A 6,957-nucleotide genomic window follows, 5' to 3' on the forward strand; every position below is an offset into this window, starting at 1 on the left:
CCCCCCCCCCCCTCCCCCCCCCCCCCCCCCCCCCCCCCCCCCCCCCCCCCCCCGCTACCCGCTCGCGCGGTGTCAGGCGTATGCGTCCAGCAACCCGCGCTGGCGGATCAACTGCGCGGACGACAGGCTGGCGTCGCCTGGCGACGGTTCTCCGTCACCTGCCATGCCGCCGCCACCGGACTGGCCCGACGCATTGCCGTCACCACCGGGGGCCTGGTGGCCGACATCGGCATGAGCCAGCTGGAAGCCCTGCTCGCCGAGAAGTTCGCGCAGGCGCGGCAGGCTGCTTTCCAGTGCCTGGCGTACATCCACGTGCGGGCTGCTGAAGCTGGCATGCACCTTGTCGCCGTTCAACTGCAGGCGCACGTCGACCGGGCCCATGTCGTCCGGACTCAGGCGGATGTGGGCATGGCCGATCTTCTGGTCGGCCAGCCAGCCCAGGCGCGCACCGATTGCCTGGTCGAAACCATCGTCGCCGAGCACCGGCTTCGGTGTCGGTTCGCCATTGAAGATGGCATTGCCCGTGGCCAGCGCGGCCTTCAGATCCTGCACAGCCGCGTTGCCCGGTGCATGCAGCAGCGGCGCCGTGGCGCGGTCGCCGATGAGGGTTGCGTCGCTGCCTTCACCGCGCTCGCCGCGCTTGCCGGGCAGCACCAGCTCAGGCAACGGCAGAGTGGTCGCCTGGTCGGCCCCATTGGGGGCGTCGCCTTCGGCGGTGGCCGTAGCGGTCGCCGCTGCTGTGGAGGGCAGGGCTGCTGCGACCGGCAGTGCAGCGGGCGAGGGCAGTGCGTTGCCGTCTGCATCGGTGGCCGTCGCCACTGCTGGCAGAGCGGCGGCAGGATCGGCAGGTGTCGGTACCGCCAGTACCAGTCCTGCCAGGCCGAGCGGCGGCCATGGGGCTTCCTCGGTCGTCGCCGAGGCGTCCTTTTCGGCAGCGGGCCTGGCTTGCACCGGGGGCACCGTCGCCGCAGTCTCTTCGGGTACGACAGCGCTGTCCGGCCTGCGCTCGGCGCTGGACTGGCCATTGCTGTCGGATGCCGGCCCCTGTGCAGGCGACGTGGGCATGTTCGAGGGCCTGGAGGATCCATCGGCGCCCGGCGCACCCCCCTGCAGCAGCTGGCTGAAATCCTTGCTGCCCTCACCGCGTGGCGCGCGCGTTGCGCTGCTGCCGGAATTCTGCGGCTGCGCGTTGGCGCTGCTGGCCAATGGCGCGGGCATCACGAGCGGCCTCCCTGCTCGGCGCCGTCCTGGTCTTCGATCTGTACCAGGCGGGCGCGGCGGGCACCGATGTCATCCATCTCGCGCTGGTCGCGGCGGTCCGTCACCACCTTCTCCTGTGCGCGGTAGCTGGCGGCCAGTTGTTCCAGCACGGCCTTGTCACGGCTGGCCAGGATCAGCCGGGCGCGCTCGGCTTCCACCTTCTCGCGGTTGCCATTGACCGTGGCCTGCTGCTGTTCGACCGCACTGTCGAGGCGGTCGAGAAACGCGCGCCGGTTCAGCAGCTGCGCCGGGCTGGTCGCCGCCATCTGCGCATTCGCATACTCCTCGACGTAGCGGCGCAGTTCGTCCAGTCGCGACAGATGGGTATCGAGCACGCGCTGGCGTTCGGCCAGATCGCGGGCCACCGCGTCCTCGTGTTCCTGGGCCCGCTTCAGAAGGGGATCGATGCGCTTGGACTGGTTCATGGCTTAACTCTCTTGTTCCACCAGGCGCTGCAGCGCCGCCTGGCTGTGCGGGAGATCTGCGGCCTTGGCAACGTCCTGGCCGAGGAACTCCATGATTTCCGGCCAGCGTTCCAGGGCTTCGTCGGTGGCCGCGTCGTTGCCGCGCTGGTAGGCACCGATGGCGATCAGGTCGCGGTTGGCCGAGTAGGCCGAGACCAGTCGCTTCAACTTGCGGATGCGCAGGCGCCACGGCTCGTCGGCGATTTCCGTGACCACACGGCTGACCGACGATTCGACGTCGATGGCCGGGTAAAGGCCACTGTCGGCCACGCGCCGCGAGAGCAGGATGTGGCCGTCGAGGATCGCGCGCGCTGCATCGGCGATCGGATCCTGCGGATCATCGCCTTCGGTCAGCACCGTATAGAACGCGGTGATCGAGCCACGGCCCTTGGCGCCGTTGCCGGCGCGTTCGACCAGTGCCGGCAGCTTGGCGAACACCGACGGTGGGTAACCGCGGGTGGTCGGCGGCTCGCCGACCGACAGGCCGATCTCGCGCTGCGCCTGGGCGAAGCGGGTCAGTGAGTCCATCAGCAGCAGCACGTTCAGGCCCTGGTCGCGGAACCATTCGGCGATGGCGGTGGCACGGTAGGCGCCGTGCAGGCGCGCCAGTGGCGGTCGGTCGGCGGGGCTGGCCACCACCACGGCGCGGCGCAGTCCTTCTTCGCCCAGCGTGGTCTCGACGAAATCGCGGACTTCGCGGCCACGTTCACCGATCAGGCCGACCACGATCACGTCGGCGGCGGTGTAGCGGGTCATCATGCCCAGCAGCGTCGACTTACCGACGCCAGAACCAGCGAACAGGCCGACACGCTGGCCGCGGCCGATCGGCAGCAGCGCGTTGATCGCGCGCACGCCCACGTCCAGCGGCTGGGTGATCGGTTCACGTGCCAGCGGATTGATCGACACGCCGGCCATGCCGACATGGCCCTCGGCGCGGATCGGGCCCTTGCCGTCCAGCGGCACGCCGTCGCTGTCGATGACGCGGCCGAGCAGGCCTTCGCCCACTTCAACGCCGCCACGGCGTGCGGACGGCACCACCCGCGCATTGGGCAGCAGGCCGTGCAGTTCCGCACTCGGCATCAGGTAAGTGCGCTCGCCGGCGAAGCCGACCACTTCGGCATCGACCCAGCCACCATCGACCACTTCCACCTTGCAGCTGGCACCCAGCGGCGCTTCGCAGCCGACCGCTTCCAGGGTCAGTCCGACCGCGCGGCGCAGCACGCCTTCGCGGATCAGGCCACGGCCATGGGCGGTATCCACGCGCAGGCCATCGAGCCGACGCGCCAGGCGCAGGTTGCGGGCGATGGCCCAGTCGGCCGGTGGCAGCGTCGGCTGCGGATCGGGGGTCATGCATTGGCTCCGGTCTGGCGGATCACCGCGTCCAGCGCGCCGCGCAGGCGGGCTTCCAGGGTGCCGTCGATGCGCACGGCTTCGGCATGTACGCGAAGATCGCCGCGGCTGAGGCTGGGGTCTGGCACCAGGCGCTGTTGTGGCGGCAGGCTCAACAGCGGGGCGAGGGCAGCGATGTCGTCCGGGTGCAGTCGCACTTCGACCTCGCGGGTGCTGCCACCCACCGCGTCGATCGCCTCACCGACCAGCTGTGCCAGCAGTGCCGGGTCAGCTTCGTAGGCGCGGCCGACCAGCGCGCCAGCGATGCGTACCGCCAGTTCGCCCAGTGCGCCGACGACTTCGTTCTCCAGACGCACCAGCGGTCGGCTGAAGTTGTCGAGGATGCCTTCGATCTGCGCGGCGAGGCGACGCACTTCCGCCTGTCCCTGGCCGTAACCTTCGCTATGGCCGTGCTGGAAGCCTTCCTTCTCGGCGCTGTCCTGGATCGCCTGGATTTCCTCCAGGGTCGGCAGCTGCAGCGGCGGTTCGGGTTCGTGTTCCGGGTCGGGCTCGGTGAGCTCGAACGCATCCTCCTGATCCAGCGCCGGTTCGGGCTGGGCCAGCAGGTCCGGGGCAAGCCAGCGCACGACGTTGCTCACAGCATGGCCTCCGCGCTGCCACCGATGGTGACGGTGCCTTCATCGGCCATGCGCTTGACGATGGCCAGGATCTCACGCTGCGCGCCTTCCACGTCGGACAGGCGCACCGGACCGCGGGCCTCCATGTCTTCCAGCAGGATCTCGGCCGCGCGCTGCGACATGTTGCGGGTGATCTTGTCGCGCACCTTGATGTCGGCGCCGCGCAGGGCCAGGCCCAGGCGCTCGCCGCTCACTTCGCGCAGCACCAGCTGCATTTCGCGATCGTCGAGGTCGACCAGATCGTCGAACACGAACATCAGGTCCTGGATGCGGTTGCTCAACGGCGCATCGATGCGGGCGATTTCGCCCAGGATCGCCTGGTCCTGGCCGCTGTCCATGAAGTTCAGGATGTTGGCCGCGCACTGCACGCCGCCAATGTTGGACGACTTCAGGTTCTGGTTGCCGGCGAACTGGCGCTCCATGATCTCGTTGAGTTCATTGAGTGCGTTCGGCGGAATGCCGTCGAGCGTGGCGATGCGCAGCAGCACGTCCACGCGGGTGCGGTCCGGCAGCAGCTTCAGCGCGTCGGCGGCCTGGTCGGTTTCCAGGTGCGCCATCACGATGGCGATGATCTGCGGGTGCTCGTTGCGCACCAGATCGGCCACCGCGCGCGGGTCCATCCACTTCAGCGCGTCCAGCCCGGTGGTGTTGCGGCCGAGCAGGATGCGGTCGATCAGGTTGCCGGCCTTCTCGCTGCCCAGCGCCTGCACCAGCATGTTGCGGATGTAGTCGTCCGAGCCCACGCCCAGCGAGGTCTTCGAGCCCAGTTCCTGGCCGAACTGGTCCATCACCCGTTCCACCTGTTCGCGGGTGATGTCGGTCATGGTGGCCATGGCGATGCCGATCTTCTGCACCTCCTTGGGTTCCATGTGGCGCAGCACTTCGGCTGCATCCAGCTCACCCAGGGACAGCAGCAGCACGGCCGCGCGCTGCACGCCGGTCAGTTGTGCCTCAGTCATTGGCCACCCAGCCCTTGACCACCTGGGCCACGCGCTTGGAGTCGGTCTTCACGGCTTCACGCGCCATCCGCAGTCGTTCCTCATATGAATCCACCGGCAGGGCCAGTGCATCCGGCCCGCCCAGGCTGGCCCGGTCGGCGCCCAGCGCCGGCAGCGGCATGCCATCGTCATCGACCAGCTGCACGTCCGCGGTGTGCGGTTCCAGTGCCTGTTCGTCGTTCTTCCTGTTCTGGCCGGTGATCGCACGCAATGCCGGGCGCAGCACGCCGAACAGCAATGCCAGCACCACCACGGCGCCCAGCAGCATGCGGCCGGCATCGTGCACCCACGGCAGCTCCCACCAGGCCGGGCCTTCGACCGGCGTGGTATCACGCACGAACGGGGCGTTCATCACCGATACGGTGTCGCCACGCTCGGCATTGAAACCGACGGCCTGCTTGACCAGTGCCTCGACGCGGGTCAGTTCGGCGGCCGACAACGGCTGCGGGCTGACCTTGCCGTTGGCACCGGCGCGCGGCACGTTGTCCACCAGGACCGCCACCGAGACGCGCTTGATGCGGCCCGCCGGCTGACGGGTGTGCTGCAGGGTGCGGTCCAGCTCGTAGTTGCGGGTCGCGTTCTTGCTGCTTTCGGTCGGCGCCTGCGCGGTGGCCGGCGCGGCCTGCTGGCCCGGCGGGCTGTTGCTGGTCGCGCCCGGCACGCCTTGCGGGCCCGGGGTGCTGGTGGTGTTCTCGCTCATCTGCTCGCTGCGCAGCTTCTGCGGTTCACCGTTGTAGAGCTCACGGGCTTCCTCGGTTACCGAGAAATCCATGTCCACGCTCACTTCCGGATTGACGCGGCCGGGGCCGGTCATCGGCTCCAACAGCTCGCGGATGCGCTGGTTGAACGAGGTTTCCTGGCGGCGCACCTGTTCGAACTGGGCAGCGTTGACCGCCGCCTCACTGTTCGGGTCGCTGACGCTGAGCATGCGCCCGCTCTGGTCGACCACGGTCACCCGTTCCGGGGCGAGATCCGGGATGCTGGCCGCGACCATGTGCACGATGGCGTCCACCTGGCTGCGTTCCAGCTGCTGGCCGCCACGCAGTTCCAGGGTCACCGAGGCGCTGGCCACGTCACGCTGGCGGGTGAAGGCGCTGGGCTTGGGAATGGCCAGGTGCACGCGCGAATCGCGCACCGGGCGCAGCGTGTTGATGGTGCGCGACAGCTCGGTTTCCAGCGCATGCTGGTAGCGCGCGCTTTCGACGAACTGGCTGACGCCGAAGCCCGGGTCGCGCTCCATCAGCTCGAAGCCGAGCTTGCCGCTGTCGGTCAGGCCGGAGCCGGCCAGCTTCAGGCGCGCGTCGTGCAGGTTCTTTTCCGGCACGGTGATGCCACCGGTGGCCGGGTCGAGTGCGAACGGAATCTGCGCGGCGCGCAGCAGGTCGGTCGCTTCAGCGGTCGCCTTCTGGTCCAGGCCGGTGTACAGCGGGACCATGCCCGGCTTCTGCGACCAGAAGAACACGGACAGGCCTGCCGCCACCGCCACCGCGATCATCGCCATCAGGCCCAGCCGACGGGTGATCTGCAGACTCTGCAGGCGGTCGAACCATTGCCCGGCCTTTTCGGCGTTCAGGCTGTCCTTGGAGAGCGTCAGTGCCATGCGTCTCTATTCCTTACAGCGGCATGTTCATCACGTCCTGGTAAGCCTGGACGAGACGGTTGCGGACTTCCACGGTGGCGCGGAAGGCGATCTGGGACTGCTGCGAGGCGACCATCACCTTGGCGAGGTCGGCGCTGGGGTCGCCCATTTCGAAGGCTTTGGCGAGGGCGCCGGATTTCTGTTGCGCATCGTTGACGCCGGCAATCGCACCACGCAGGGTTTCGGTGAAGCTGGCCGGCTGGGCCTGCGGTGCGTCCAGCACCGTGCCCGGCAGGGCGTTGCTGCGCGGCGTTTCGCCCAGCGGGTTGAGCGCCGGCTGTCCCATCTGGGTCTGATAGGAGCGGATCTGCGAAAGGATCGAAGTGACGGAGTGGGACATCTGCAACGGTTCCAGAAACAGGGATGGGGTTGTGTGCTGGAGCCAGTGCAAGTGCCGTGCCGAAACCGGTTTTCGATTCAGTGAAGTGAGGAGGTTGGGTGTGCTGGCAGGGCTGCGCCCTGCACCCGCCGAAGCAACGTCAACGTCAACGTCAAAGGCGGGGCATCTGTGGGTTGGCGGGGTGGGTCCGGTTGCGGGGGACGCCGTAAACCCTTCCCTGGGGGCTTGG

The 6,957-nt window shown here is 68.6% G+C and carries 7 protein-coding genes; all 7 read right to left on the reverse strand.

Going from position 1 to position 6,957, the window contains the following annotated elements; translation table 11 throughout:
* Nucleotides 1-72: 72 nt before the first annotated feature.
* The 7 genes from ACTJJM_RS20950 to fliE are packed head-to-tail and all read right to left on the reverse strand — an operon-like array spanning nt 73 to nt 6,728.
* Nucleotides 73-1,218, reverse strand: a complete 1,146-nt coding sequence (locus ACTJJM_RS20950; protein ID WP_100445583.1) for a flagellar hook-length control protein FliK — start codon at nt 1,216-1,218, stop codon at nt 73-75.
* A complete protein-coding gene (fliJ, locus tag ACTJJM_RS20955; RefSeq protein ID WP_349743958.1) occupies nt 1,218-1,685 on the reverse strand; it encodes a flagellar export protein FliJ in 468 nt (155 codons plus the stop codon). The genes ACTJJM_RS20950 and fliJ overlap by 1 nt, the downstream gene beginning before the upstream one ends.
* A gap of 3 nt (nt 1,686-1,688) precedes the next feature.
* Nucleotides 1,689-3,074: a FliI/YscN family ATPase gene (locus ACTJJM_RS20960; protein WP_049412701.1), complete on the reverse strand. Its 1,386-nt coding sequence runs from the start codon at nt 3,072-3,074 to the stop codon at nt 1,689-1,691.
* Complete coding sequence (locus ACTJJM_RS20965) at nt 3,071-3,712, reverse strand: FliH/SctL family protein (protein ID WP_049412699.1); 642 nt, start codon at nt 3,710-3,712, stop codon at nt 3,071-3,073. The genes ACTJJM_RS20960 and ACTJJM_RS20965 overlap by 4 nt, the downstream gene beginning before the upstream one ends.
* Nucleotides 3,709-4,695: a flagellar motor switch protein FliG gene (gene fliG / locus ACTJJM_RS20970; RefSeq protein WP_024958226.1), complete on the reverse strand. Its 987-nt coding sequence runs from the start codon at nt 4,693-4,695 to the stop codon at nt 3,709-3,711. Before fliG ends, ACTJJM_RS20965 begins: the two co-directional genes overlap by 4 nt.
* A gap of 7 nt (nt 4,696-4,702) precedes the next feature.
* Entirely contained in the window at nt 4,703-6,349 is a 1,647-nt protein-coding gene (gene fliF / locus ACTJJM_RS20975) for a flagellar basal-body MS-ring/collar protein FliF (protein ID WP_010485928.1), read from the reverse strand.
* Nucleotides 6,350-6,362: 13 nt separating this feature from the next.
* Nucleotides 6,363-6,728, reverse strand: coding sequence for a flagellar hook-basal body complex protein FliE (gene fliE / locus ACTJJM_RS20980; RefSeq protein ID WP_005409552.1), 366 nt, complete (start codon nt 6,726-6,728; stop codon nt 6,363-6,365).
* Between the last annotated feature and the right edge of the window lie 229 nt (nt 6,729-6,957).

The sequence above is a fragment of the Stenotrophomonas sp. 22692 genome (assembly GCF_052045015.1).
In the GTDB taxonomy this organism is placed as follows: domain Bacteria; phylum Pseudomonadota; class Gammaproteobacteria; order Xanthomonadales; family Xanthomonadaceae; genus Stenotrophomonas; species Stenotrophomonas geniculata.

Excerpts from the sequence above, each read along its gene's own strand:
- ACTJJM_RS20950 (WP_100445583.1), bottom strand. The coding sequence starts at position 1,218 with ATGCCCGCGCCATTGGCCAGCAGCGCCAACGCGCAGCCGCAGAATTCC.
- fliJ (WP_349743958.1), bottom strand. The coding sequence starts at position 1,685 with ATGAACCAGTCCAAGCGCATCGATCCCCTTCTGAAGCGGGCCCAGGAA.
- ACTJJM_RS20960 (WP_049412701.1), bottom strand. The coding sequence starts at position 3,074 with ATGACCCCCGATCCGCAGCCGACGCTGCCACCGGCCGACTGGGCCATC.
- fliF (WP_010485928.1), bottom strand. The coding sequence starts at position 6,349 with ATGGCACTGACGCTCTCCAAGGACAGCCTGAACGCCGAAAAGGCCGGG.
- fliE (WP_005409552.1), bottom strand. The coding sequence starts at position 6,728 with ATGTCCCACTCCGTCACTTCGATCCTTTCGCAGATCCGCTCCTATCAG.